Here is a 25,150-nt window from a genome sequence, read left to right as displayed (position 1 = left end):
CCTACACGATAGGCCGCCACCGGCCCTCCTGTCACCCGGGGCCACCTTGTGGCTCCGAGGACGCGGCGCGTATTGTTCGCACCCAAACGATATTTCCTGGACAGCGGGAGGCCAAGTGAGCGCCGAATCGGTGGAGGCGATCGTCGAGCGGCTCGCGCGCGACGGCGTCGACGTCGTCCGGATCGGCTACCCCGACCTCATCGGCACCGAGCGGGGCAAGGACGTCCTGCTGGAGCAGTTGCCCGAGGTCGCCGAGCGCGGGGTGGCGTTCTGCCGGGCGGTGTACTACACCTCCCCGCGCGGCGACACGGTGCCCGTGCCTGGCGGGCTGGACCGCGGCCTGCCGGACATCACCATCAAGCCGGACCTGTCCACGCTGGTGAAGCTGCCCTGGGAGCCGGGCGTGGCGCACTGCCTGGGCGACGCGTTCCTGCCCGAGACCGGCGAGCCCTTCTCCGAGTCCCCGCGCACCCTGCTGCGCTCGGTCGCCGCGCGGCTCGGCGAGCTCGGCCTCACCGGCGTGGCAGGCCCCGAGCTGGAGTACTTCCTGCTGGAGCCGGACGGCCCCAACTGGCGGCGGTACGACGACGCGACCGGCAACGTGTACGTCACCGGGCGCAAGGGCGACCGCGGCTCCCACCTGCTGCGCAGCCTGCGCCTGCTGCGCGACCTCGACATCGGCGCGACCATGGGCAACCACGAGTTCTCCGGCGGCCAGTTCGAGATCAACCTGCACCACTCCGAGGCCCCCGACGCCGCCGACCGCGCGTTCCGCTTCAAGTCCGCGATCAAGGAGCTGGCGCGGAAGGACGGCCTCATGGCGACGTTCATGGCGCGGCCGTTCACCGACGAGGGCGGTTCCGGCTTCCACGTCCACATCTCGTGCGTGGACGGCGACGGCCGCAACGTCTTCGACGACCCGGGCTCCTCCTACGGGCTCTCCTCGACCGCCCTGCACGCCATCGGCGGCATCCTCGCGCACGCCCCCGCGCTCGCGGCGCTGCTCACCCCGACGATCAACTCCTACAAGCGGCTCGGCCCCGACTCACTCGCCCCGTGGCTGGCCGACTGGGGGCTGGACAACCGCAGCGCCATGGTGCGCATCCCGCCCGAGCGCGGCGCGGGCAGCCGCGTCGAGGTGCGCCTCGGCGACGCCTCGGCCAACCCCTACCTCGGCGTCGCGGGACTGCTCGCCGCCGTGTACCTGGGCATCCGCGACCGCGTCGAACCGCCGGGCCCGCTGGAGGGTTACGGCTACGACCCGGCCAAGGCGCCGGTGCTGCCCGAGTCGCTGCCGGAGGCGCTGGACGCCTTCGAGGCCGACGCGGCGCTGCTGGACGTGCTCGGCAAGGAGTTCGCCACGGCCTACGTCGCCTACAAGCGCCACGAGGTCCAGCGGTTCTCCCGGCACGTCACCGACTGGGAGTTCCAGGAGTACGCCTACCACCTGTAGGCGGCGCCGGGCGGGGCGCGGGGTCAGTCCTTGCGGCCGACCCCGCCCACGACCCACACCGACTCGGCGCCGTGGATGATCGGGCCGTCCGGACGCCACCAGGGGATGTACACCAGGCCGGGCTCGACGAGCGCGAGCCCGTCCATGAAGCGGTCCACCTCGGCCTTGCTGCGCACGCCGCCCCTGCGGGTGGGCCCCTCGACCGCGCCCCTGTCCTCGTACATGACGGCCATCTCGGTGGTCGACTCGGGCGACAGGTCGGACACCGGTTGCGACATCGCCATGTAGCTGCCGGGCGGAATCGCCTCACGCAGCCCCTGGACGATGCGCGCGGCCACGGCGTCGTCGGTGATGTCCTGGAGGATGCCGAACAGCAGCACCGCCACGGGCCGGTCGAGGTCGATGATCTCGGTGAGCGCCGGGTGGGCCAGCAGCTTCTCGGGGTCGCGCGCGTCGGCCTCGATCACGGCGGTGATGCCGTCGTCCTGCAGGATGGCCTGGCCGTGCACCACGACCATCGGGTCGTTGTCGATGTAGGCCACCCGGGCTCCGGGGGCCACCGCCTGCGCGATCTCGTGCACGTTGCCCTGGGTGGGCAGGCCGCAGCCGATGTCGATGAACTGCCGGATCCCGGCCTCGCCGGCGAGGTAGCGCACCGCGCGGCCGAGGAAGCGACGTCCCTCGTGCCACAGCAGGGACAGGTTGGGGATGATCGCCATCGCGGCCTCGGCCGCTTCGCGGTCGACCGCGAAGTTGTCCTTCCCGCCGAGGATGTAGTCGGCGACCCGGCCCATGTTCGGCGAGGTGGTGTCGAGCTTCGGCCGTGCCGGAGTTGACGATGGCACCGCGTCCTCCATGGAGCTGATCCCCCCTTTTCGCTGGAGATTATCGGCTTTCCAAATCATCCGCCACGTAACTGGCCGGTATGTCCGGGAGTCGCGCCTTACGAGAAGATGTCGCGCAAACCGGCCGCAAGGCGCTCGAAGTCGCTTTCTCTGGTGTAGACCTGCGCTGACACCCGCAACAAGCCCGCGTCGGGCCACGGCCTCACCGCGGTCCGGCAGCCGCAGGTGCGAAAAATCTGGTCGGCCAGCGCCCCGGCCGCGTCCTGGGTCACCGCCACCCCGCGCGGCAGGCGCAGGACGCGCATGGACAGCTCCGCGTCGCCCCGCCACGCCGGCAGCCCGGTGGCCTCCGCCACGATCCGCTGGCCGCGCAGGGCGAGCGCGGCGTTGCGCTCCCGGGTCTCTGCGGCCCCGAGCTCCTTCAGGAACCGCAGGCCGTACGGCGCGGCGAGCCAGGTGGTGTGGTCGCGGGTGCCCTGGAACTCCACGCTGTGGGGGAACCCCTCGCCGAGGTAGAAGGAGGCGATGAGCGGCTCGACGCGCTCGCGCCACGCCGGCGCCACCGCCAGCACCCCGCACGGCCGGGGCGCGAACGCCCACTTGTGCAGGTTGCCCGTCCAGAAGTCGGCGCCGATCCCGCCGAGGTCCACCTCCAGCATGCCGGGCGCGTGCGCGGCGTCCACGACGGTGACCACGCCGAGCGCGCGCAACTCCGCCACGAGGTGGCGCACGGGCAGCAGCCGCGCCGTGGTGGAGGTGATGTGGTCGAAGACCGCGACCTTCGTGCGCGGGGTGACGGCCGCGAGGAGGGCCGCGGCGGCGTCCTGCGCCGACCATTCGCCGTCCGAGCGGCCCGGCAGGGTCACGGTGTCCACCGCCGCGCCGGCGCGGCGGGCCCTGCGGCGGGCGGCGATGTCGACGGCCCCGTAGGCGTGGTCGCAGACCAGGATCCGGTCGCCGGGCGCGAGCGGCACCGACTCCAGCGCCACGGCGACGCCCTCGGTGACGTTGTCCACGAACGCCAGCCCGCCGGGGTCGGCGCCGAGGAACGCGGCCACCTCCTCCCTGGCCTCGGCCACGCGCTCCCCCAGGGTCGCGTGGTAGCCGTCGGGGTCCCGGTCGGCCTCGGCGCGGAACTCGTCCTGGCGCCGCCGCACGACGGCGGGCACCACGCCGAACGACCCGTGGTTGAGGTGGGCGACGGACGGGTCCAGGCGGAAATCGTCGGCGTTCACGCAACGGACCCTAACCCGCGCGCCCCCGCCCGCGGCGCACGGCCCGCTCAGAACGTGAAGTCTTGTGAGCGGACGCTGTTGTCGAAGTTGGAGAGCAGCAGGTCAGGGTCGCCGACCGTCCTGATCCCGGGCAGGCGGGTGAACAGCTCGCGGTACATGATCTTGATCTCCTGGCGGGCCAGGTTGGCGCCCAGGCAGAAGTGCGGGCCGGGGCCGCCGAACCCGACGTGCGGGTTCGGCTTGCGCGTGATGTCGAAGCGCCCGGCGTCGGGGAAGACCTCTTCGTCGCGGTTGGCCGAGCCGTAGAACAGCACGACCTTGTCGCCGGGCGACAGGCGCACCCCGCGCAGCTCGTACGGCTCGGTGACCGTGCGGCGGAACTGCATGATGGGCGAGACGTACCGGACGGTCTCCTCGATGAAGCCGCCGATGTGCCCCTCGAAGTCGCCGGCGAGGCGCTCGCGCTCGCCCGGGTTGTCGGTGAGCAGCTTGAGGCCGTGGGCCATCGTGTTGCGCGCCGTCTCGTTGCCCGCGACCAGCAGCAGCGTGAAGAACGACCCGAGCTCGCGCGGGGTCAGCCGCTCGCCGTCGACGTTGGCGGTCACCAGGGCCGAGACGAGATCGTCCCCGGGTTCGCGCTCGCGCGCCCGTCCGAGCCGGATCACCAGCCGCTGCAGGGCGAACAGGGCGGCCATGTTGCGCCCGGCCATCGCGGCCGTGCGGGCCAGGCTCATGCGCACCCCGGTGTAGGCGGTGGAGGCGTCCACGTGCGCGTGCACCTTGGCCCGGATGTCGCCGGGGATGCCCATCATGTCGCAGATGACGGTGATGGGAAGCCGGGCGGCGACCTGGGCGACGAAGTCGCGCGGCCCCTGCGCCGCCACGTCGTCGACGATGCGCGCGGCGGCCTCGGCGATGCCCGAGTCCAGCCGGGCGAGCATCTTGGGGGAGAACGCCCGCGAGACGATCCTGCGCAGGCGGGCGTGCCGGGGGTCGTCGAGGTTGACCATCGAGTCGCCGAAGACGTGCTTCACCCAGCCCGGCGGCTCGGGGTTGGTGACGGCGGGCTCGCTGGAGAACACCTTGGCGTTGCGGCTGGCCTCCACGACGTCGGCGTGCCGCACGAGCGCGTGGAAACCGGCGCCCGAGCGCAGCAGCGGCACCCGGCGCTCGGGGAAGAACACCGGGTGCGGGAGCGCGCGCAGCCGCGCGAAGTCGCGCTCGCGCTCGTGCGGGGGCCTGCGCCAGAACGCCAGGTCCGCCAGATCGATGCCCGTCTCCACCGCCGTCGTCACGGTCCAATCCTGGCACGGTCATGATTCGGCCGGGCACGGGCAAGGCACGCCCACGGCCTGGAGGCGGCCGGCCCCCGGCGCTCACCGGTACGGCTGCCACCTGGTGGTCAGGTCGCCGGCCTTGTAGGTGCGCATGCGGTGCTCCCACTGGGCGCGCACGGCCGGGTTGCTGCGCAGGATGGGCAGCACGCTGGTGACGAGCTTCAGCTCCCGCAGGCGGCGCAGCACGGGAAAGCCCTCCCAGTGCATCACGTCGAGGCCGTAGCGCCTGGCCAGCGGGGCGTGGTCGTCGCCCGGGTAGTCCAGGCGCAGGCGGCCCACCGCGACCGGCGTCAGGTCCCACTCGCGGGGGCCGACGCTCGTGCCGTCGAAGTCGCACAGCACGGGGCCGCGCCGCCCGGCGATGAGGTTGCCGAGGAACGCGTCGCCGTGGATGACGCCGGGCGGCAGCACGAACCGCAGCCCGGCCAGCGACGCCTCCACCTCGTCGCACTCGCGCAGCAGGAAGGCGTGGTCCTCCGCCGACAGCTCCTCCGGCTCCGCCAGCCGCCTGCGCACCTCGTCCATCGGCGACCAGGGCGGCAGCCCGCCGGGCGGAGGGGGCAGGCGGTGCAGCCGGCGCAGCAGCCCCGCGAGCTGGGCGCCGTCCGGGCGCGGCCCGACGTCCTGCACCCGCTCCCACAGCGTGATCACCTGGCCGTCCAGCCGGATGGGCTGCTCGACGCCCGCCAGCAGCCGCACCGCGGGAAAGCGGTGGCGCTCCAGCCAGCGCGCGACCCGCACCACCGTCTCCACGCGCTCGCGCGTGGCGGTGGACCCGGCGATGCGGACGACGACCGGGTCCGCGACGAGCCGGAAGACGGCGTTGTTGGTGAACTTGATCAGCTCGGCGTGCGCCGGGTCCAGGCCGGTCCCGGCGCAGACGGCGGCCAGCAGCGAACGGAGGTTGTCGCGGGTGAGGCCCCCCGAGGGGTCGACCGTGGTGAGGCTCATAGGGCGCGCACGTCGGCGATCCGCCGGCCCAGCTCCCGCACCTCGGGGTCGCGCGGCAGCTCCTTCACCGCGGCCTGCAGCGGCTTGAGCCGGTCGACCGTCCTGACCGACCTGATCTGGGTGACCAGCGTGACGGCCTCGTTGCCGTTGTCCACGCCGTTCTCGACGTCGCGGAGCAGGAGCTGGGCGGTCGCCAGCGCGATGAGCTCGAACACCTTGCTGCGCACGTAGGTGTCGCCCCGCTGGCGCACGCTGCCCGACAGGCAGTCGGCCGCCTTCTCCAGCTGCCCGGGATAGTGGTACGACAGCGCGGAATAGGTCATGCCCTCGGCGGCCTTGAGGTCGGCCTGGCCGAAGAACCTCACCCATGCGGGAGCCCTCAGGGGATCGGCGCGCATGAACTCGTCCCGGGCCCGCTCCATCGACTTCAGCGCCAGCCTGCGGTCGCCGAGCAGCCCGTAGGCCCACGCCTCGTTGGCGCACAGCATGGCGACGGTGAGCTCGCAGCTCGCGTCCTGGGCGCAGATCTGGCCGAGCTGGAAGAACCGCAGGGCGTCCTCGACGCGGCCGATGTGCAGGAAGACCCGGCCCAACCGGTACAGGGCGTTGGCCGCGAGGGAGGCGTCGCCCGCGTGCTTGGCCTGTTCCAGCGCGCGCGCCAGGTGCCGGCGGGCGTGGACGTGCAGGCCGACGTCGAAGGACGTCCACCCGGCGAGGTTGTGCTGGTCGGCCAGCGCCCGGTGCAGGCGCAGGCCGACGTCCTGCGAGCAGGAGGCGCCGAGCAGGCGCTGCGACCAGGACAGCTGCGCCACGATCGAGTCCCGGCAGATGCCGCCGCCGTAGCGGTAGTCGAGGTGGCGCAGGGCCTTGGTGATCGACTCGACCTGGTCGACCTCGGTGTCGCCGATCCTGCACGGGACCGGGGTGTCGACGCGGGTCACCGGCAGGCTCCAGTCGTCCAGATCGGCCGCGCTCGCCCCGATGGCGACCTGGGCGGCGTGCGCCAGCAGGCGGCGCGCCTTCTCGTCCTCGTCGGCGTCGTCCTCGGGGAGGGCCGGCGCGAGCGCGGGCATGGCGGAGTCGTCGTAGGCCAGGCCCATGTACCCGCGCGGGATGCCGAGGCCGTCCGCGATGCGCGCGAGCACGTCGTAGGCCATGACCTGACGCCCGTTCATGATCTCGGAGATCTCGGACTGTGACTGGCCGGTGAGCGCGGCGATGCGGCGCTGGGAGACGCCGATGCGCTGCAGGAGGAGATAGACGGTTGCGATGTCACGGGACGAGAGGGCCTGCCGCATTTGCGGTCTTTCCCAGACGGTGAAGCTGATGGTCTGCTCGCTCGCATGAGTGACGTTCATGCCGACCTTTCGCCAAGCCTAGGGGGCTGACCTCCCAATTAACCAGGTGACAAGGGCTTCCTGGGGGGTGAACGGGAGGAGCGATCGTGCGGGCTGATCGGTTCGGCCGATCAGGGGCAGATCCGGGATGGCTATCGGTGGTACTGCTTCCCTCCGGGTGCAAACTTCCCCCACCATCGAGTTCACACCCCGGAGGGATCACCGCGCGCTTCCTCCGCCCGTCACCGAGGTCGAGAGATCACAAGGAGTGGTCGACTGATGCGCGCCGAGCAGCCCGTCACCAAGGCTCTCCATCGCACCGGGGTCACGGCGCAGGAGCGGCCCTCCCACGGCGGCCTGCGAGATCCCCGGGGCTCCACACGGCTGACCGTGCTGGTCACCCGCCTGTCCCCCGGTTCGGCGTCCCGCGTCGCCCGCCTGGTCGTGCGCGGCGCGCTGACGTGGGCGGGGGTGGCCGAGGACGCGATCGGCGACGCCGAGATCATCGTGGCCGAGCTGGCCGCCAACTCCGAGCGGCACGCCGGCCAGCCCTACGAGCTGCGCGTCCACCAGGTGGACGGCGTCCCCATCTGGTGCGAGATGGTGGACGGCGGCGAGCTCGGCGAGGTCCCCGCCATCCTGCGCCGCCTGAGCACCGCGCCGGCGACGGGCCCCATGTTCGCCGAGAGCGGGCGCGGGCTGCTGCTGGCCCACCGGCTCTCGCACGGCCGCTGCTACGCCTATCCGACCACGCTGTCCTGCGGCGGCGGGCCCGCCAAGGCCGTCGCCTTCCGCCTCCCCGCGCCCGCCTGCGTCCGCGACCGCGGCGCTCAGGAAGACACCGCGAAGCCGAACAGGCCGCCGGCGGCGCCGGTCAGGGCGCGGGCGTCCGAGGTGCGCAGGCCCGTGTAGGAGCCCTTCCTGACCCGGGTGGGGATCACGGTGACCCTGCCCGCGCCGGGGGCGCCCACGACCAGGCCGGAGCCGGTGATGGCGACCGACGACCCGAACAGGTCCCCCGGCCGCCGGTCCCGGCCGCCGACCACCACGTGGTGGTCGGCGGTGAGGCCGCCGGTACGGGTGCCCGCCAGCACGAGCACCTCGCCCGCGCCCGGCAGGCCCACGGCGAGCTCGGCGTCGCCGTCCCCGTTGAGGTCCCCGGCCGCGAGCGCGGAGCCGAGCCTGTCGGTGCTGAGGCTCTTGCCGCTGATGCCCTTGGTCTTGCGCGACCAGAACTCGCTACCGGCCGCGGTGAGCCCGTCCGCCGTCCCGTACAGGACGTGTACCGCGCCGTTGCCGTACATCGGGCCGTCCTGGTAGGCGTCCAGGCCCTCGCCGGGCACGCCGATGGCCAGGTCGTCGCGACCGTCCGCGTCGAAGTCGCCGGAGGCCAGCGCCGCCCCCAGGTTGTCCCACTTCTCGGCCTCTCCCGGCATGCCGGGGCTGTTCTGGGTGTAGACGCCCGCCTGCCTGCGGCGCGGGTCGGCGATCGTGACCGCGCCGACGCCGGAGGTCGTGCCCACGTTGGCGCCGGGCGCGCCGATGGCCAGCTCCGCCCTGCCGTCCCCGTCGAAGTCGCCGGCCGCGACCGCCGCGCCGAACAGGTCGGTCTCGGTGTGCTCCTGGGCGATCCACGGCGTCGCCTCGGTCAGCAGCGTGCCCTTCCCCCGCACCGGGCGCCCGCCGAGGCCGAACAGGCCGACGCCGCCGCCCTCCTCCAGGCCAGGGACGCCGACGATCAGCTCGTCGTCGCCGTCGCCGTCCAGGTCGGCCGCGGTCAGCGCCGCGCCGAAGCGGTCGGTGTCGCGGGAGCGGCCGAGGCGGGTCACGTCGAGCGTGCCGTCGGCGACGAGGCCGCGGGCGGTGCCGCGCAGCAGGTGGACGACGCCGTTGCCGTCGGCGCCGTCGGGGACCGGCGTGCCCGCGAACTCCTCCGAGGCGCCGATCGCCAGGTCCGCGCACCCGTCGCCGTCGAAGTCGCCGGAGGCCACCGCCGCGCCGAAGGCGTCGCCGCGCTCGGGCGCGTCGCCGAGCCCGGCCGTGCCCTGCGCGAGCACCGCGGCCTTCTTCCCGCCCCGGTAGAGCGTGACCGTGCCGGCCCGCGCCTGGCCGTCCACGGTGTCGTACGGCGCCGCCACGGCCAGGTACGGGCCCGCGCACGCGGCGGCGAGGGCCTTGCTCGGAACGGCGGCCAGGGCGTGCGCCGGGAGGGCCGTGAGGAGGCCGGGCGCCAGGGACGTGGCGGCGAGGACGCGCAGCGCGCGCCAGGGGGTCATGTTCGGGATCTCCCTCGGGTGGGGCGGTCAGGTGAGGGTGCGCTCGCCGGCGGGGACGGTGAAGGTGGCGGCGGTCCTGGCCGGGGCGCCCTTGCGGCTGATGAAGTCCAGCGTCCTGAAGTCGGCGGTGAGCGCGTCGGGGCCCGCGGTGCACATGATGTAGCCGCGGCGCTCGTTGACGAACTTCAGCGCCGGGTTCTCCGCCAGCAGCGCCGCGTCCCTGGCCGGGTCGTGGTACCCGTCGCCGTCGCTGGAGATGGAGGTGCTGACCAGCTCCACGCCGACCCGCCGGGCATCGGGGTCCTCGAAGTCGGCCGTGAGGTCGGAGGCGGAGGCCACGTGGGCGTCGCCGGTGAGCACCACGGGGTTGCCGGCGTTCGAGGAGCTCAGGGCGCGCAGCAGGCGGTCGCGGTCGGCGGGGTAGCCGTCCCAGGCGTCGACGTTGAGCTCGCGGCCCGGGCCGAGGTGGTAGTCGCGCTGGCCCACGACGACCTGCTGCGCGATCAGGTTCCAGGTGGCGGGCGAGGCCCCGAGGCCGGCGGTGAGCCACGTCATCTGGTCCTCGCCGAGCATGACCCGCTCCTGGGCGAGCCGCTCGTCGCAGCCGGAGCGCATGCCGTCGCCGCACGGCTGGTCGTCGCGGAACTGGCGGGTGTCCAGCAGGTGGAACGTGGCCAGCGCGCCCCAGTCCACGCGGCGGCTGATCTTCACGTGCCGTCCGCGCGCGACGGCCGAGGCGCGCAGCGGCATGTTCTCGTAGTACGCCTGGAAGCCCGCCGCCTTGCGCGTCTCGAAGTCCGGGGCCTGCGTGCCGGGCACGTCGCCCGCCCAGTTGTTCTCCACCTCGTGGTCGTCGAAGACGACCACCCACGGGCTGGTGCGGTGCGCGAGCTGGAGGTCGGGGTCGGTCTTGTACTGGGCGTGCCGCAGGCGGTAGTCGGCGAGCGTCTGCAGCTTGCCGCCCACGTGGCGGCGCACGTTGCCCTGCGCGGCGGTGTAGACGCCGCCGGAGTACTCGTAGATGTAGTCGCCGAGGTGGACCACCAGGTCGGGGTGCTGCTCGGCCATCCGGCGGTAGGCGGTGTAGAACCCGTGCTCGTACTGGGCGCAGGAGACGGCCGCGAACGTGAACGAGCCGGTCGCCGTGGACGCGGCCGGCGCGGTGCGGGTGCGCCCGGTCTCCGACACGTGGCCGCCGGCGCGGAAGCGGTAGAAGTACTCGCGCCCGGGCTCCAGCCCCTGCACCTCGACGTGCACGGCGTGCGCCGAGCCCGGCCGCGCGGTCGCGGTCCCGGCGCGCGCGATCCGGCGGAAGCCCTCGTCGGCCGCCACCTGCCAGCCGACCTCGGCGTCGCGGGACGGCATGCCGCCGCGGCCGTCCGGGGCCAGCGGGTCGGGGGCGAGCCGCGTCCACAGGACGAAGCCGTCCGGCGCCGGATCCCCGGAGGCGATGCCGAGCGTGAACGGGTCCGGCGCGAGGCGCCCGGCTCGTGTGGAGGCGGCCCGCGAGCCGGCCGGAGGCGGTCCGGAGGCGGCGGCGGACCCGGGGACGAGGAGTCCTCCGGCCCCCGCCGCGGTGGCGATCAGGAATACTCTTCGTGACGGCTTCTGCTCCACGCCACAAGTGCAGTCCGCCTGGCCGACCTGCGGGCGATTGCCCGATGTCGGCCACGTGAACAACTGCGGGACAGGCACCGGCGCTACCCACGGTGATTGAACGCCCGTCTACGCCGAGGCGTACTCTTCCGGGACGCCGGGCGAAGTTCCCCGCTCGCCGCTCCCCGCCGCCGGCCCCCGCCGCGCTAGGTCACCTTGCTGCGATTCTTGCCGTACAGGCTGGCCGCGATGATCACGCCGATGACGGCGAGGACGATCTGGAGGACCAGTTCCAGCCAGTGGATGCCCCGCGTGGCGCCCGCCCCCAGCGCGTCGGCGATGGCGGTGCCGATGAGCGCGGCCACGATGCCGATCACGATCGTGAGCCAGATGGGGATGTTCTGCCGTCCGGGCACGACGAGCCGCGCGATCACGCCGATCACCAGACCGACGATGATCGCGCTGAAGATTCCGGTTATCTGCATTGCCTTCACGCCTCCGTAGTTCGGTTGCCCTCCATATGCCCCAAAGATGGAGGACCGATACGCGTCAGCGCAGGTCAACAGGGGTGTGTTACCGCGTCCCCGGGCCGTCCAGGACCGCCTTGAGACCGTCCCGCAACGCGTCGGCGCCGCGGAAATGGATGGCCGGCATGCCGGCGGACTCGGCGCCGGAGACGTTCACGAGGCGGTCGTCGATGAACACGCACTCGGACGGGCGGGCGCTCAGCTCGGCGGCCACCCGCAGGTAGATCTCGGCGTCGGGTTTCACCAGGCCCAGGTGCCCGCTGTAGAAGCGGGCGTTCATGGTGGTGATCCACGGCAGGCGTTCGATGCCGTCCGCCACGCACACCGGCGCGTTGGACAGCAGGGCCACGCGCCTGCCGGCCGCGCGGACCTCCTCCAGGACGGCGACGGCGCCCTCGTTGGCGTGGGTCCAGCTCGCGATGTCCAGCCGCACCAGGAGCTCGACCTCCGCGTCGCGCACCCGGCGGCCGAGGACCTCCGACCAGTACGCGGCCGGAGTGAGCGTGCCGCGGTCGAACTCCAGCCGGTGCTCCCAGTACCCCCGCCAGAAGAGGTCGGGGTCGACGCCCGACGCCTCCACCATGCGCGCGCGGTCGGCCTCCGGCTGAGACTGGCTCAGCACTTCCCCGTAGTCGAAGAGCACCCATTTCATGATCGCGATATTACCGAACGTCAGACCTTGAGGAACGGCTCCACATGCTCGTTGACCGCCCCGCAGGCGAGGTAGTTTCGCACGGTGTGGAAGTCGGCCCAGTCGATGTTCACCTTCTCGTCGAGCGCGACGCCGTCGAACGACCCCTTCAGCGCGCCCGGAATGGCGGCGATGTCGTCCTTGTCGGCGATGTTCACCCAGCGGCGCACCCCGCGCGGGCACCGGCCCCGCCCCTGCTGCGGCAGCGGCTGGAGCCGTTCGAAGATCACTCCGCGCATGCCCAGAGGGCTGCCGAGGGTGATCAGCAGGTCCACCGACAGGTCCGGGTGCGCCCACAGCGCCTCGTAGGTCACCACGCTGCCCAGCGAGTGCGCGATGACCACCGCGGGCCGATGGCGGCGGATCGTCGCGGCGACGGCGTCACGGGCGCGCACCCGCGCGGCCGCGTCCGCGCTCGCCAGGTAGGCGGCGACCTCGGGGCAGAAGTCCTCGGCGAAGTCCTTGGCGTGCGGGCCGAGCCGCAGCAGCAGCCACTCGGCGAGCCGGTGGATCAGCCCGGTGAGCCGCTCCCCCGCGAAGTCACCGGCCTGGCCGAGCTGGCGCATCCACCCGGTCAGCACGAGCTGGGACTCGGTGTCCATCTTGCGCAAATCGGTTCTGAGCGCCGCGGGGGTGCTCGCGCGCAGCAGGTGCGCGTAGTAGGCGACGTCGGTGATGTAGGACTGGCCGGTGTAAGGGGCGCCGCCGGTCAGGCCGGCGTGCAGGTAACGGTCCCACTTGGCGCGCATCGTCCCGGCCGCGCCCTCGGCCGTGCCGGCCGCCTGGAAATAGCGGTACTTCCCGATGCCGTGCACACCCACGATCGCCGCCACAGTACGGCCCTCCCACGGTCGCCCCGCCCACCGCCGGGCACGACCGGCGCTCAACGACAAGCACACTGTGCCGGACCGGCTTGATCCCCACAAGCCGATCCCCCACATGCGCAAGCCACAATTCCCTCCCGCAAACCCCTGCCCGTCCCCCCTCACGCCGCCCGTCCCCGCACCACCCCCCGAGCGGGACCTCCATCGCCGTACAAATGGGTTGATCGGTGACGGGAGGGTGCGGTTACGCTGGTGCCATGCCTGGTCCGCTGCTCGTCGGGGGCTCGGTCGTCATTCCGGACGCCGAGCTCGCCTGGCGTTTCTCCCGTTCGTCCGGGCCGGGCGGTCAGGGCGTCAACACCACCGACAGCCGCGTGGAGCTGAGCTTCGACCTCGCGGCCACCACGGCCCTGTCCCCGCCGTTGAAGGCCCGCGCCCTGGAACGGCTCGCCCCGCGGCTCGTCGAGGGCGTGCTCACCATCGCCGCCTCCGAATACCGCTCCCAGCTCCGCAACCGGGAGGCCGCCCGCGCGCGGCTGGCCCACGCGATCGCCCAGGCCATCGCTCCCCCGCCCAAGAGCCGCAGGGCCACCAAGCCGTCCCGCCGCGTGGCCGAGCGCCGCCTCGCCGCCAAGCGGCACCGCTCCGAGCTGAAGCGCCTCCGCCGCGCCGACGACGCCTGACCCTCGTCCATCCCCCGGCCGCCTGTGGTTCGCGCGCCGGGTCAGTCGCGGCGGTCCTCCATCTCCCAGAGGTGGTCGATCACGTGCCAGGCCATCCGCCGGGCCGTGTAGCGCGGGGGCCAGCCGCCCGGTACCGGCGGCGAGCCGTCGGACGGCACGCCCAGCACGGCGGTGATCTCCTGGCGCATCGCGCCCCGTGCCGTCAGGTCGTCCAACGGGAAGGGCCGGTGCCGGACGCCGATCTTGCGGGCGTACGCGCGCTCGGCCTCCACCACGTGGGAGGCCATCTTGTCGCGGTCCCTGCCACCGCCCCGCGGCCCCTTGCGCAGCTCCTCCGGGGACCCCGTGAAGACCTCGTCGAACACCTCCCAGGCGGCGCGCAGCAGCGCGACGTCGCGCTCGGCCGTCGCGGCGTCCACCGGGCGTGAGTCGAGTTCGGGGATCGCCTCGATGGCCCCGAAGTCGGTGGTCGTCCCGCCCCGCGCCCGCTCCACCACCGTGAAGGCGTCCGGATCGAACGGCAGTCCCGCCCGCTCGGCGATCAGCCGGTAACGGGGGACGTACCGGACGAGGTTCTCCAGGGCGTCCTCCTCGCCCTTTCCGATACGGCACCACCCCGGCCAGTCATGCGCGCAGGCGAAGACCTTCTTGGGGCCGATCTCCAGATACACATCGGTCATGACGCCATACTTCCCCGTATACCTGTCACAACCTGACAACTACTTAAATCGCCGACCGTGCCGCTCGGGAACCGGCCGCTACTCCACCACGTCGATCAGATCGGCCACGGAGTCGACCACCTGCGAGGGACGGAACGGATACCGCTCGACCTGGTCCTTGGACGTGACCCCCGTCAGCACGAGGATCGTGTGCAGCCCCGCCTCCATGCCCGCCACGATGTCGGTGTCCATGCGGTCGCCGATCATCGCCGTGGTCTCGCTGTGCCCGTCGATGGCGTTCAGCGCGCTGCGCATCATCATCGGGTTCGGCTTGCCCACGAAGTACGGCTCCACGCCCGTCGCCTTGGTGATCATCGCGGCGACCGCGCCGCAGGCCGGCAGCGACCCCTCGGCGGACGGCCCGATCGGGTCGGGGTTGGTCGCGATGAACCGCGCGCCCGCGTCGATCAGCCGGATCGCCCGCGTGATCGCCGTGAAGCTGTAGGTGCGGGTCTCGCCGAGCACCACGTAGTCGGGAGCGGTGTCGGTGAGGATGTAGCCGACCTCGTGCAGGGCGGTGGTCAGCCCCGCCTCCCCGATCACGTACGCCGAGCCGCCCGGCCGCTGGTCGCCCAGGAACTTCGCGGTCGCCAGCGCGGAGGTCCAGATGGACTCCGGCGGCACCTCCAGCCCGACGCCGCGCAGCCGCACCGAGAGATCGCGTGGCGTGTAGATGGAGTTGTTCGTCAGCACCAGGAATCGTTTGCCCGAATCGCGAAGCCGGCGGATGAACTCCTCGGCCCCCGGCACGGGGTGTCCCTCGTGCACCAGGACGCCGTCCATGTCGGACAGCCAGCATTCGATCGGCTTGCGCTCGTTCACCGTTCTCCCGGATGTGCGTGCCGGCCTTCAACGCAACAAGAATGCCAGGCCCCCTCACGCCACCCGCACGTCCGGGTCCTCCCCAAGCGCTCCGGCCGGGGCGGCCGGTCCAGGCGGCGGCCGGGTCGCTGGTGGCTGGTAGCCTCGCGCCCGTGGATCATGGAGCTGGACTCGTCGAACGGGTCATCGAGTCGGTCAGGTCCGACCCAGGTCGGCTGTTCGCCGGACACGACCGGTGGCTGGGGCCGTGGATCGACGGCGAACCCGAGCCGATGGCGGCCGCGTCGCTGGAGAGTCTGACGCTGCCGAGTGGCCGGCCGCTCCCGGCCGGCCTGCTCACGTGGCTCGCCTTCGACACCGGCCTGTTGCGCCGGTCCGACTGGTTCGCCGGCAAGGACACCGATCGGCTCACCCCGGTGACGCTGACGGACTTCGTCCGTGCGATCGAGATACGCGGGTACGAGGACGCGGACCTCGACGAGCCCGACGAGGAAGGCGTGTCCTGGAACGACATCTGGGGACGCGAAGCGCTCCGGCCTCTGGCCCGGTTCGGTGAATGCCTGCCACTGCCCAGCCCGGGACGAAGCGCCGGCCTTCATCTCGTCCTCGTGACCGGCGAGGGAGACGAGTTCGGCGAGCACCCGGTCTTCTACTACGCCGAGCTCGCTCGCGACGTGCCGGAATTCGGCGTGCAGTACCCCGGCTTCGACGTGTACCTCGCGCACATGGCCGGCGTGCTGGACATCGATTTCTCCCGCGGGATCACCGCCCTGGAAACCCATCCGGACTATGGCCCCCGAATGCGTCACCACGCCCGGCACTGCTTCAACGGCGAACTGAGCGGATTTCCGTTCTCGTAACGCGACGCTCCCACTCGCCCGCTTCGATTCCCCGAGGGCCCTGCCCATTTCGAGGGCCGTGCGGCTAGAGTCCGGGAAGGTGGAGCGAATCGAGATCGACGGGCGCCCCGCCACCGTGGACGACCTGCGCCACCCGGCCCTGCGCAACTACGGGCACTTCACGGCCATGCAGGTCCGCGACCGCAGGGTCAGAGGGCTCGGCCTGCACCTGGAACGCCTGGACTTCGCGACCAGAGAGCTGTTCGGCCGCGAACTCGACGGCGAAGTGGTCCGCGCCCGTATCCGGCACGCCCTCGCCGGCGACGTCCACGACGCCTCCGTCCGGGTGTACGTCTTCGGCCGCGACCTGCCCACCTGGGGCGAGGTCGAACCAAGCGTCATGGTCACCGTCCGCCCGCCCGCGGACCCGCCGAACCCGCCGCGCAACGTCTGGCCCGCCCCCTACCAGCGCCCGGCCGCTCACATCAAGCACGTCGGCGGCTTCGGCCAGGAGTACTTCCTGCGCATGGCCGAACGGGCCGGCTACGACGAGGCCCTCCTCGTCGCCCCCGACGGCACCATCGCCGAGGGCGCCATCACCAACATCGGCTTCTCCGACGGCGAGTCCATCGTCTGGCCGGAAGCCCCCATGCTGCGCGGCATCACCCTCGCCCTGGTGGAACGAGGACTCGCCGAGATGGGCATCCCGACCCGCCGCCAAGTCATCCACCTGACGGACCTGCCCTCCCTGCGCGCCGCCTTCCTCACCAACTCCCGCGGCATCATGTCGGTCCAAAGAATCGGCTCCCGCCGCTTCCCCGTCGACTACCCCCTGATGAAAACCCTCCAAGACGCCTACGAACGCAACCCCTGGTACCTGATCTGACCACGACGCCGTCTGTCAGGCCATGTCCCAGAGCAGCCGGTAGTACGCGATGCGTTCCGGGTCCGGGGCGATCCCGTACGCCTCGTACACGACGCCGTCGTACCCCGGGCCGTGGTTCCACTCGGTGCTCCAGGCGGCGACCGCGAGGTCGGCCCATCGGTCGGCGACGCCGAGGGAGCCCAGGTCGACGTGCGCGGCGAACGTGCCGTCGTCGTGGAGCAGCGTGTTGGGGGCGCACGCGTCGCCGTGGCAGACGACCAGGCGGTCGATGGGGGGCGGCGCGCCGAGGCGCGCCCGGGCCTCGGCGAGGTCGAGGTGCCGGTGCTCGGGGAACCGGTCGGCCGGGCCTTCACCGTCGGCGATGCGCTCGTCGGCGCGGGCGAGCCGCCGCTCGACGCTCCACTCGAACGGGCACCGCTCCACGGGCAGGGCGTCGTGCAGCACGCGCAGCCCTCGCCCGATGGCGGCGGCCGCGGTCGCCGGGTCGGCGATCCACCGAGGCTCCACCGCCGAACGGCCGTCGACCGCCGCCGTGACCAGCCACGCGCCGTCGGCGTCCGTGCCGTGCTCGATGACGGGCGGGACGGTCACCCATCTCTGCGCCCAGGCCAGGCGGACGGCCTCGCCGGGAAGGTCGATCTCCGGCGTGCCGGCCGCCACCCACTTGACGTACCTCACGCCGTCGCGCCCGCCCTCGAGGCGGAACGTCAGGCCGCCGAGCTCGTTGCGCCACACCGGAGTGACCGTGTCGTCGCCGGCGAGCGCCGCGACGACGGCGGGGACGGCGACCGGACCGGTCGGGATCTCTGCTACGACGTGACCGCTCATAAGGACGTGATCGTCCCAAGAGGGCGGCCCGAGCGGCAACCGGTTTCCCGGGCGCCGGGCCGCTGAAGGGGCCGTCAGGTGAGGTCACCTCTTCCGCACCCCGCAGCCCGCGCGGAAGCGGCAGGGGTCAGCGGCGGAGAACGCGTTCCGCTTGGTGGAGGTGCCGGCGGGCTGCTCGCGGACGGCCGGTGGCCTGCAGGGCACGGGCGATCCCCGTCAGAGCGCGAGCTTGCTCGAACAGGTTGACAGGCAGAGAAATGCCTGCGTGTCGGTGATAGGTGATGGCCTGAGCGGGCGCCCCGGCCCGCAGGCACAGTTCGCCGAGCGCATTGAGCGCTATGCCCTGACCTAGTCGATATCCCGTGGCGCGGGCCAGGTGCAGCGCTTGAAGGTGCTGAGGATACGCCTCCGCGTAGCGGCCCGATCGCTGGCGGACCACGCCGTGATTGACCAACGTCACGATCCGCATGGTGCGTTCGCCGGTCTCCACGCTCAAGGCCAGCGCCCGCTCGGCATGCGTCAGTGCCCGCGGCAGGTCCCCCCTCCGCAGGTAGATCTTCGAGAGGCTGTGGTCGACGCACATTTCCAGGTTGCGGTTGACGATTCGGCGCACCAAGGCCAGCGCTTCACGTTGACAGGTCAGCGCCAGATCCAGCTGTCCGTACAGAAAGTAGGTATCGGCGAGATTGTGCAGGACATAGGCGCGCATGTTCTGATCGTCAGTGCGCGGGACGACGGCCATGGCTTCCTCGAAGTGAAGCAGTGCCTGGTCCAGCAGGCCGCCGTCGCGAAAGGACACGCCGATGTTGTGCAGGTGTACCGCCAGCCGCGCACTGTCCCCGGTCGTCCTGGAGATGGCCAGGGCCTCGTGGAGGCCGTCCAGAGCCTGTCGCGGGTGGTCCTCGGACAGGCAGTTGGATCGCAGCGTCAGAGCTCGATCCTGGCTCGCCAGGTCGCCACGCCGTCGGGCCAGGGTCAGGGCGTCATCGGCGTATCGGATGCCCGACGCGTAGTCGCCCAGGTCGTAGTGGATTCCGGCCAGGGTGATGTGCACGTCGGTTTCCGCTTGTTCCTCACCGAGGTCTCGCGCGGCCCGCAGCGCGTGGACGTGCAGGAGGAGGCTGTCGCGGTGGTAGCCGTAAAGGTGCAGGTACTGGAACAGCAGCCTGGACAGCTCAAGGGTGTGCCCCGGGCGATCGTGGTCGACGGCGTGGACGGCATGGGCGATCAGGTTTCCGCGTTCTGACCGCAGCCACGTCGCGGCCCGCTCTTCGCTGAACAGGGTAGGCACCGTCCCGGAGGTGGGTGGCCGGTCGGCGGCCGGGGCCAGCAGGACGTCGACGGCCCCGGTGGCAGTGCGGTGATAGTGCTCGTGCAAGCGGTCGAGCGCTCGGGCCCGTTCGGATTCCGGGTCGTGCCCGGCGCTCATGGCGCGGGCGTGGGCGCGCAGCAGATCGTGCAGGGAGAACCGGCCTACGGTGGGTTGCTCGACGAGGTGAGCGTCCAGGAGCGCCTCCAGCAGTTCCGCGGCCTCCTCCAGCGGCTGGGCGGCCAGCGCGGCGGCCCCCGCGGTGTCGATGTCGTCGCCGGGCAGCAAGCCGAGCAGCCGGAACATGCGCTGCTGAGCGGCCGGCACCTGCTGGTAGGACAGGGCGAAGGCCGCCTCCACGCTGCGGTCCCCTGCACGCAGTTCGCGTAGCCGCTGGTGCTGGTCACGCAGCCGGTCCGCCAGGTGCGCCAAGCTCCAGGCGGGTCGGTGCCGTAGCCGGGATCCGGCGATGCGCAGGGCCAGCGGCAGGCGTCCGCACAACTCGGCGACCTCGGCCAGCGCCTCCGGTTCCGCCGTCGCCCTCGCTCGGCCGACGATCTGTGTGAGCAGCGTACGCGCGGCGGTCGCCGGCAGCATGTCCAGCGAGATGACCGTGGTGTCCTCCAGGCCGGTCAGACGTCGGCGGCTGGTGACGAACACCCGGGCACCGCCCACGCCGGGCAGGAGGGGCCGCACCTGGCCGGCGTCGGCGGCGTCGTCCAGCACGATGAGCATGCGCCGCTCGGCCAGCGTGGCCCGCCACAGGGCGGCGGCCTCCTCCGTCCCGGCAGGAATGGCGTCGGCGGGCAGCCCTGCCATGCGCAGCAGCGCGCCGAGCGCATCGGCCGGTTCGAGTGCGGCCCGGCCCGGAGTGTGCGCGTGCAGATTCACGTAGAGCTGTCCGTCGGGATACGTCGCGGTCAACTCGTGGGCCACATGCACGGCCAAGGCCGTCTTGCCGACTCCCGCCATGCCGTCGATCGCGTCGATCAGTACGACGCCGGTGTCCGCCGTCCGCACCAGCCGGACCACCTCGGCCTCACGGCCGGTGAAGTCGTTCACACGCCGTGGCAGATGGTTGGGCGCCGCGGGCGTGTCCCGCCCGGCCGTTCGTTCGGTGCCGCCTCGTTCCGCCTGGGCGGGTTCGGCGAGCGCCATCGCGAGGCGGCGACGGGCGGTGATCCAGGTGGTGACCTGCTTGTCGTCCAGCCCGCAGGCGAAGGCGAAGGCGGACAGCAACTCCTCACGGGGCAGACCGTCCCGGCCGAGGGCCGCCGCCAGCGTGTTGTGCGGCAACGTCCGCCCGGCGTCGGCGGCTCGCCGGCTGAGCTGCCGGTAGGTCAGCCCGGACCACGCGCGTAGCCGCCGCAGCGCCACCATGAACTCCGGGATGGTCCCTATCTTGCAAGGGTCAGGTGCCATGCGTGGAAACACCGTTTTCGTGACGGTGAGACTGGTCTGTTCCGATCAATATGCAGAATCGCGACATTGCGCAATTTGCCCGAACAAAGAAAACATACCAGGACATCCCTGACACCTCTAGGGATTCTCCGAGCAGGGGAGAGTACGTCCGAACGCCGGATCCGCTCCTTCGATAGACGAGTATTCGGATGAGTTCGATTCCAGAAACTCGTCTGGCCCGATCAATGGTGATGACCGCGCGATTCACGACCACGCGTCCGGCCGCCGCGCAGAACCGGGTGGGCTCACGGCGGGCTTACCGGCTGAGGTGTGCCGAGCCCACCCGTACAGCACCGTCGTGGTCGCGCGCCGCGATCCCACCCCAGAGCGCGCCATCAAGGCATCTCCCCCGGCCACGAGCCGCGCGGGCAATTCAACACCCACCGCACCGGCGACCCGACACACCTGGCGCATCTCTCGATCCCGCGGGCGTCATTGGGGCCTTCCGGTCGGGCTCGGGTCGGCCTACGTTCAAGGCGTGCGGAGTTGGCGAGTGAACGCGACACTGCTCCCCGAGGGTGTTCCGCTGGCCGGTGTGGTCGACGAACGCGGCGTGTGGACGAGCGAGGGTCTCGGGGACCATGACGCGCTGCCCGGGCGGTTCGTCCTGCCAGGGCTGGTCGACGCGCACGGTCATCTCAGCGTGGGCGTCGGGGAGGACGGGAGCCCGCGCGCCCTGAGCATGGAGGAGACGCGACGCAACCTCGCCAGAGCCCGGGAGTCGGGGATCACGGCGATCCGGGACACGGGCGGCCCCGGCGGGGTGACCCTGCGGCTGTTGCACGACCGCCAGGGGGACGGCGGCGCGCTGCTGGTGTCCGGCCGGTTCCTCGCCCCGTCCGGGCAGTACTTCCCCGCCCTGTACGAACCGGTGGAGGCCACGGACCTCGTGGCGGCGGCCAGGGCCGAGATCGCCGCGGGGGCGCGCTGGGTGAAGCTGGTGGCCGACTTCCCCATGATGCGCGAGGGGGCGCCGCCGCCGGCCGACGCGGTCCCGTCCTACTCGATCGCCGACGTCCGTGACCTGGTACAGGCCGTCCACGAGGCGGGCGCACGCGTCGCCGCCCACACCACGACGACCTTGGCGGGAGAGCTGGTGGCCGCGGGCGTCGACTCGATCGAGCACGGCAACCGGCTCACCGAGTCCGATGTGCTGGAACTGGCCGCCCGGGGCGGGGCGTGGACCCCGACGTTGTGCGCGCTGCTCCTGCCCTGGCCCGGCGAGGACGAGGGGCGCCGCGAACGGCGCGCGCGGCTTCGGGAACGGTTCTCCCACCTGCTCGGCGTCGCCGTCGAGCGCGACCTGACGATCCTGACCGGCACCGACGTCGTCGGCGACATCGCCACCGAGGTCCGGCTGCTGACGGAACTCGGGGTGCCGCCGCGGCGGGCCCTGGAGGCGGCCAGCGGCGCGGCACTCCGCTACCTGGACGTGACCGGGCTCGCCGAGGGCCGCCCCGCGAACCTGATCAGCTATCACGAGGACCCGCGCGAGGACCCGGAGACCCTGGCCAGACCGGCGGCCGTCATCGCCCAAGGCAGCCGCATCCTGTAGACGGCGGCCCCCTGCGACCGGCACACCGGACCATCGGGCTTGGCCAGGGTGCCGCCGCACCCCGCCACCGGACTTCGCGACGCCGCTCGCGCACTCCACCGCCAGGCTTCGCGAGCCCGCTAGCGCACCCGGCCGCCGGGCCTCGCGAGGCCGCGGATGGCGAGGCCGCTGTCGGCGGTGAGCATCGTGCCGGTGATGTGGCCGGAGTCGGCGGCGTTGGCGAGCAGGGTGTAGACGCCGCCGTAGGCCGCGGTGGAGGGGATCTCCTGGAGCGGGAGGGCCTCGCGGGTGCCGTCCATGACGGATTCGGCGGGGCGCTGCCCGAGGGCGTCGATGCCGCCGAGCCGGGTCGGGGCCACGCCGGGCGCGACCCCGTTGACACGGACGTCGGGCGCCAGCTCGTAGGCGAGCTGGCGGACCAGCCCGAGCACGGCGTGCTTGGAGGCCGTGTAGAGCGGGCCGCCGCCGGAGGCGTGGAAGCTCGCGTACGAGCCGGTGATGATGACCGCGCCCCGGGCCTTGACCAGTTCGTCGGCCGCGGCGCGCACGCCCAGCATGGGGGCGACCACGTTCACGGCGAAGATCTCCTGGGCCGCCGCCGTGAGGTCCTCTCCCGGGATGTCGGCCAGGGCGCGGCCCCCGTCGAAGATGCCGGCGTTGGCCACGTACACGTCGACGCCGCCGAACGCGGACACGGCCGTCCGCACCGCGCGCGCGTTGTCGTCCCAGGACCGCACGTCGGCGGCGAACGGGACCACGGCGTCGCCGAGCTCGTCGCGCAGGTGGGCGAGGTTGCCCGCGTCGCGGTCCACGGCGACCACGCGGGCGCCCTCGGCGACGAACCGGACCACGACCGCCCGGCCGATGCCGGACCCCGCGCCGGTCAGGATCACCGACTTGCCATCGAGAGCGCCCATCGCGCCGTCCTTCCATCTTGAGTGATCTGGCCCCGCGGGGCCCGGTGTGTCCGAGCCCCGCGGCGTGTCGCGTTCGCCCCCGAGGGGTGCCGGGTGGTCAGGCCCTGCGGGCCGCGAAGAACGCGCCGTGGAGGGCGTCCATCACGCGGCCGGGGCGGGCGGCGTCGCCGAGGGTGACGACCTCGACGTGCGGCGCCGCCGCGCGCAGGGCGTCGGCCAGGGACGGGTCCGGCACGCGGCCGGTGGCGACCAGGACCGTGGCGGCCGGGACGACCCGGCCGGTCGCCGTCCGCACGCCCTCGCCGGTGACCTCGGCGACCTCGGCGCCGGTGATGATGGTGACCCCCTTCCCCTCCAGGATGCCGGGCAGGGCCATGGCGTCGGTGAAGACCTCGCGGTTGGCGAGGATGGCCGGCCCGGCCTCGACGAGCGTCACCTCGTGCCCGGCGCCGGCGAGCCAGAGCGCCGTGTCGGCCCCGGTGATCCCACCGCCCACCACGACCACCGGCGCGGCCACGGCGGCCGGGTCGGTGACCTCACGCGCCGGGATCACGGCCACCGAGGTGACCTCGCCTGCTGGAGTCCCCGCGTCGGCGGCCTCGCCTGCCGACGCACCAGGGAGGGCGCCGGGGGTGGCGCCGGTGGCGATGTAGACGAGGTCGTAGCCGGTCAGGGACGGCACGTCGGCCTTGGCGGGGACGACGCGCACGTCCCTGGCGCGTACCTGGTGGACCAGGTGGTCGCGGAGGGCTGCCAGGTCCTGGCGGTGGGCGGGCAGGGTGGCGCGGTTGAGGGCGCCGCCGAGTTCGCCGGGCTCGAACAGCGTGACCCGGTGGCCGCGGTCGGCGAGCACGGCCGCCGCGCGCAGCCCGGCCGGGCCGCCGCCTGCCACCGCGACGTCGCGCGGCGCCGCCGCCGGTTCGACGGGGTAGGAGTACTCCTCTCCCATCCGCGGGTTGACGGCGCACCCGGTGGAGCGCCCCACGTTGAGGCCGCGGTCGAGGCAGCCGTCGTTGCAGCGGATGCACGGCACGATGTCCAGGAACCGTCCCTCGCGGGCCTTGCGGGTCCAGTCGGGGTCGGCCAGCATCGCGCGTCCGAGCGAGACGAAGTCGGCGCCGCCGCTCTCCAGCACCTCGGCGGCCACCTGCGGGCTGACCAGGGACCCGGACGCGATCACGGGGATCGAGACGGCCTCCTTGATCTTCTCCCAGCCCCACCGGTGCAGGGCGCGCGGCATGAACCACGGGCTGACCTCGTACTCCATGAGGGCGTGGTGCCCGCCGGAGGCGTGGATCACGTCCACGCCGCACGCTTCGAGCAGCCGGGCCAGCTCGACGGTCTCCTCGACGGGGATGCCGTCGGGCTCGTAGTCGGTGACCGACAGGCGCACGCTGAGCGGGAAGTCGCGCGGGACCCGCGCGCGGATGGCCGCCACGACCTCCAGCGTCAGCCGCGCCCGGTTCTCGAAGGAGCCGCCGTACTCGTCGGCGCGCTTGTTGGTGTGCGGGGACAGGAAGTTGGTCAGCAGGTATCCGTGCCCGGCGTGCACCTCGACCAGGTCGAACCTGGCGAGGTAGGCGCGCTCGGCCGCGTCGGCGAACGCGCCGACCACGCCGGCGATCTCCTCTCTGGTGAGCGGGACGGGCTTGTTGCCGTACTGGGACTCCACGTAGTCCCACGACACCGCGGACGCCGACTTGATCGGCGGGGTGCCGAGGAACTTCTGCCTGCCGCAGTGTTCGAGCTGGATCCCGATCTTCGACCCGGCCGCGTGGACCTCGTCCACGAGCCAGCCGAGGCCGGGGACGTGCTCGCGGCGGGAGATCCCGAGCTGGGCGTGGATGGACTTGCTGGCGTCGTCGTCGACGTGGCTGTACTCCACGAGGACCAGGCCGGGGCCTCCTTCCGCCAGCCGCTTGTAGTGGTCGACCAGCCGCCGGGTGACCGTGCCGTCCTGGTTGGACAGGGCGGTGGTCTGCGGCGACTTGATCACCCGGTTGGCCAGGTCGAGGGTGCCGATCCGGCCGGGGCGGAACAGGACGTCCACCATGGGCCT

Annotated in this window: 22 protein-coding genes; 6 read left to right on the top strand and 16 right to left on the bottom strand. The window is 72.6% G+C overall.

Annotation, left to right across the window (positions count from 1 at the left end; all coding sequences use genetic code 11):
- Positions 1 to 115 precede the first annotated feature (115 nt).
- Entirely contained in the window at positions 116 to 1,453 is a 1,338-nt protein-coding gene (locus BJ981_RS26785; RefSeq protein WP_184614892.1) for a glutamine synthetase family protein, read from the top strand.
- 23 nt (positions 1,454 to 1,476) lie between these two features.
- Here BJ981_RS26785 and BJ981_RS26780 read toward each other — a convergent pair whose 3' ends face one another.
- The 5 genes from BJ981_RS26780 to BJ981_RS26760 form a co-directional block, all read right to left on the bottom strand.
- The gene (locus BJ981_RS26780; protein WP_204070407.1) at positions 1,477 to 2,298 is read right to left on the bottom strand and encodes an SAM-dependent methyltransferase; all 822 of its coding nucleotides are present in this window, start codon (positions 2,296 to 2,298) and stop codon (positions 1,477 to 1,479) included.
- Positions 2,299 to 2,396: 98 nt separating this feature from the next.
- Positions 2,397 to 3,533 carry an aminotransferase class V-fold PLP-dependent enzyme gene (locus BJ981_RS26775; RefSeq protein ID WP_184614888.1) on the bottom strand — a complete coding sequence of 379 codons (1,137 nt, stop codon included), beginning with the start codon at positions 3,531 to 3,533 and terminating at the stop codon, positions 2,397 to 2,399.
- A gap of 47 nt (positions 3,534 to 3,580) precedes the next feature.
- Positions 3,581 to 4,828, bottom strand: a complete 1,248-nt coding sequence (locus BJ981_RS26770; RefSeq protein WP_184614886.1) for a cytochrome P450 — start codon at positions 4,826 to 4,828, stop codon at positions 3,581 to 3,583.
- An 81-nt stretch (positions 4,829 to 4,909) separates the two neighbouring features.
- Positions 4,910 to 5,821 carry a phosphotransferase enzyme family protein gene (locus BJ981_RS26765; RefSeq protein ID WP_184614885.1) on the bottom strand — a complete coding sequence of 304 codons (912 nt, stop codon included), beginning with the start codon at positions 5,819 to 5,821 and terminating at the stop codon, positions 4,910 to 4,912.
- Positions 5,818 to 7,179, bottom strand: a complete 1,362-nt coding sequence (locus tag BJ981_RS26760; RefSeq protein WP_204070406.1) for a helix-turn-helix domain-containing protein — start codon at positions 7,177 to 7,179, stop codon at positions 5,818 to 5,820. The genes BJ981_RS26765 and BJ981_RS26760 overlap by 4 nt, the downstream gene beginning before the upstream one ends.
- A gap of 258 nt (positions 7,180 to 7,437) precedes the next feature.
- Between BJ981_RS26760 and BJ981_RS26755 the strand changes: the two genes are divergently transcribed.
- Positions 7,438 to 8,070: an ATP-binding protein gene (locus tag BJ981_RS26755; protein WP_184614883.1), complete on the top strand. Its 633-nt coding sequence runs from the start codon at positions 7,438 to 7,440 to the stop codon at positions 8,068 to 8,070.
- Here the strand turns inward: BJ981_RS26755 and BJ981_RS26750 are convergent.
- The 5 genes from BJ981_RS26750 to BJ981_RS26730 form a co-directional block, all read right to left on the bottom strand.
- Positions 7,989 to 9,434: an FG-GAP-like repeat-containing protein gene (locus tag BJ981_RS26750; RefSeq protein ID WP_184614880.1), complete on the bottom strand. Its 1,446-nt coding sequence runs from the start codon at positions 9,432 to 9,434 to the stop codon at positions 7,989 to 7,991. The genes BJ981_RS26755 and BJ981_RS26750 overlap by 82 nt on opposite strands.
- A 27-nt stretch (positions 9,435 to 9,461) precedes the next feature.
- Entirely contained in the window at positions 9,462 to 11,051 is a 1,590-nt protein-coding gene (locus tag BJ981_RS26745; RefSeq protein ID WP_184614879.1) for an alkaline phosphatase D family protein, read from the bottom strand.
- A 185-nt stretch (positions 11,052 to 11,236) separates the two neighbouring features.
- Positions 11,237 to 11,515 (bottom strand): GlsB/YeaQ/YmgE family stress response membrane protein, encoded by a 279-nt coding sequence (locus tag BJ981_RS26740; protein ID WP_184614877.1) that lies wholly within the window; start codon positions 11,513 to 11,515, stop codon positions 11,237 to 11,239.
- A gap of 88 nt (positions 11,516 to 11,603) precedes the next feature.
- A complete protein-coding gene (locus BJ981_RS26735; RefSeq protein ID WP_184614875.1) occupies positions 11,604 to 12,209 on the bottom strand; it encodes an HAD family hydrolase in 606 nt (201 codons plus the stop codon).
- Between the two features lie 20 nt (positions 12,210 to 12,229).
- The gene (locus BJ981_RS26730; RefSeq protein WP_184614873.1) at positions 12,230 to 13,081 is read right to left on the bottom strand and encodes a hypothetical protein; all 852 of its coding nucleotides are present in this window, start codon (positions 13,079 to 13,081) and stop codon (positions 12,230 to 12,232) included.
- A gap of 248 nt (positions 13,082 to 13,329) precedes the next feature.
- Here BJ981_RS26730 and arfB point away from each other — a divergent pair, with 248 nt between their 5' ends.
- Positions 13,330 to 13,755 (top strand): alternative ribosome rescue aminoacyl-tRNA hydrolase ArfB, encoded by a 426-nt coding sequence (arfB, locus tag BJ981_RS26725; protein WP_184614871.1) that lies wholly within the window; start codon positions 13,330 to 13,332, stop codon positions 13,753 to 13,755.
- Positions 13,756 to 13,796: 41 nt separating this feature from the next.
- On the opposite strand, the gene BJ981_RS26720 is transcribed toward arfB, so the two are convergent.
- Together BJ981_RS26720 and BJ981_RS26715 are read right to left on the bottom strand one after the other, a co-directional pair.
- Positions 13,797 to 14,435 (bottom strand): hypothetical protein, encoded by a 639-nt coding sequence (locus tag BJ981_RS26720; protein WP_184614869.1) that lies wholly within the window; start codon positions 14,433 to 14,435, stop codon positions 13,797 to 13,799.
- Between the two features lie 78 nt (positions 14,436 to 14,513).
- A complete protein-coding gene (locus BJ981_RS26715; RefSeq protein ID WP_239139399.1) occupies positions 14,514 to 15,296 on the bottom strand; it encodes an HAD-IIA family hydrolase in 783 nt (260 codons plus the stop codon).
- Between the two features lie 152 nt (positions 15,297 to 15,448).
- On the opposite strand from BJ981_RS26715, the gene BJ981_RS26710 reads away from it, so the two are divergent.
- Entirely contained in the window at positions 15,449 to 16,156 is a 708-nt protein-coding gene (locus BJ981_RS26710; RefSeq protein WP_204070405.1) for a hypothetical protein, read from the top strand.
- Positions 16,157 to 16,235: 79 nt separating this feature from the next.
- Entirely contained in the window at positions 16,236 to 17,021 is a 786-nt protein-coding gene (locus BJ981_RS26705) for an aminotransferase class IV (protein ID WP_184614867.1), read from the top strand.
- 15 nt (positions 17,022 to 17,036) lie between these two features.
- Here BJ981_RS26705 and BJ981_RS26700 read toward each other — a convergent pair whose 3' ends face one another.
- Together BJ981_RS26700 and BJ981_RS26695 are read right to left on the bottom strand one after the other, a co-directional pair.
- Positions 17,037 to 17,849: an aminoglycoside 3'-phosphotransferase gene (locus BJ981_RS26700; RefSeq protein WP_184614865.1), complete on the bottom strand. Its 813-nt coding sequence runs from the start codon at positions 17,847 to 17,849 to the stop codon at positions 17,037 to 17,039.
- Between the two features lie 127 nt (positions 17,850 to 17,976).
- Complete coding sequence (locus BJ981_RS26695; RefSeq protein WP_184614863.1) at positions 17,977 to 20,538, bottom strand: ATP-binding protein; 2,562 nt, start codon at positions 20,536 to 20,538, stop codon at positions 17,977 to 17,979.
- A gap of 574 nt (positions 20,539 to 21,112) precedes the next feature.
- Here BJ981_RS26695 and BJ981_RS26690 point away from each other — a divergent pair.
- Positions 21,113 to 22,174, top strand: coding sequence for an amidohydrolase family protein (locus BJ981_RS26690; protein ID WP_184614861.1), 1,062 nt, complete (start codon positions 21,113 to 21,115; stop codon positions 22,172 to 22,174).
- Between the two features lie 119 nt (positions 22,175 to 22,293).
- Here the strand turns inward: BJ981_RS26690 and BJ981_RS26685 are convergent, their stop codons facing one another.
- Together BJ981_RS26685 and BJ981_RS26680 are read right to left on the bottom strand one after the other, a co-directional pair.
- Entirely contained in the window at positions 22,294 to 23,091 is a 798-nt protein-coding gene (locus BJ981_RS26685; protein ID WP_184614859.1) for an SDR family NAD(P)-dependent oxidoreductase, read from the bottom strand.
- Between the two features lie 97 nt (positions 23,092 to 23,188).
- Complete coding sequence (locus BJ981_RS26680; RefSeq protein ID WP_184614857.1) at positions 23,189 to 25,144, bottom strand: FAD-dependent oxidoreductase; 1,956 nt, start codon at positions 25,142 to 25,144, stop codon at positions 23,189 to 23,191.
- Between the last annotated feature and the right edge of the window lie 6 nt (positions 25,145 to 25,150).

Source organism: Sphaerisporangium krabiense (genome assembly GCF_014200435.1).
GTDB classification, from domain to species: domain Bacteria; phylum Actinomycetota; class Actinomycetes; order Streptosporangiales; family Streptosporangiaceae; genus Sphaerisporangium; species Sphaerisporangium krabiense.
Note: the sequence above shows the minus strand (reverse complement) of the source record. Positions and strands in the feature narration are given on the sequence as shown.

Excerpts from the sequence above, each read along its gene's own strand:
- BJ981_RS26685 (WP_184614859.1), bottom strand. The coding sequence starts at position 23,091 with ATGGGCGCTCTCGATGGCAAGTCGGTGATCCTGACCGGCGCGGGGTCC.
- BJ981_RS26720 (WP_184614869.1), bottom strand. The coding sequence starts at position 14,435 with ATGACCGATGTGTATCTGGAGATCGGCCCCAAGAAGGTCTTCGCCTGC.
- BJ981_RS26740 (WP_184614877.1), bottom strand. The coding sequence starts at position 11,515 with ATGCAGATAACCGGAATCTTCAGCGCGATCATCGTCGGTCTGGTGATC.
- BJ981_RS26760 (WP_204070406.1), bottom strand. The coding sequence starts at position 7,179 with ATGAACGTCACTCATGCGAGCGAGCAGACCATCAGCTTCACCGTCTGG.
- BJ981_RS26750 (WP_184614880.1), bottom strand. The coding sequence starts at position 9,434 with ATGACCCCCTGGCGCGCGCTGCGCGTCCTCGCCGCCACGTCCCTGGCG.
- BJ981_RS26755 (WP_184614883.1), top strand. The coding sequence starts at position 7,438 with ATGCGCGCCGAGCAGCCCGTCACCAAGGCTCTCCATCGCACCGGGGTC.
- BJ981_RS26695 (WP_184614863.1), bottom strand. The coding sequence starts at position 20,538 with ATGGTGGCGCTGCGGCGGCTACGCGCGTGGTCCGGGCTGACCTACCGG.
- BJ981_RS26765 (WP_184614885.1), bottom strand. The coding sequence starts at position 5,821 with ATGAGCCTCACCACGGTCGACCCCTCGGGGGGCCTCACCCGCGACAAC.
- BJ981_RS26735 (WP_184614875.1), bottom strand. The coding sequence starts at position 12,209 with ATGAAATGGGTGCTCTTCGACTACGGGGAAGTGCTGAGCCAGTCTCAG.
- arfB (WP_184614871.1), top strand. The coding sequence starts at position 13,330 with ATGCCTGGTCCGCTGCTCGTCGGGGGCTCGGTCGTCATTCCGGACGCC.
- BJ981_RS26680 (WP_184614857.1), bottom strand. The coding sequence starts at position 25,144 with ATGGTGGACGTCCTGTTCCGCCCCGGCCGGATCGGCACCCTCGACCTG.
- BJ981_RS26700 (WP_184614865.1), bottom strand. The coding sequence starts at position 17,849 with ATGAGCGGTCACGTCGTAGCAGAGATCCCGACCGGTCCGGTCGCCGTC.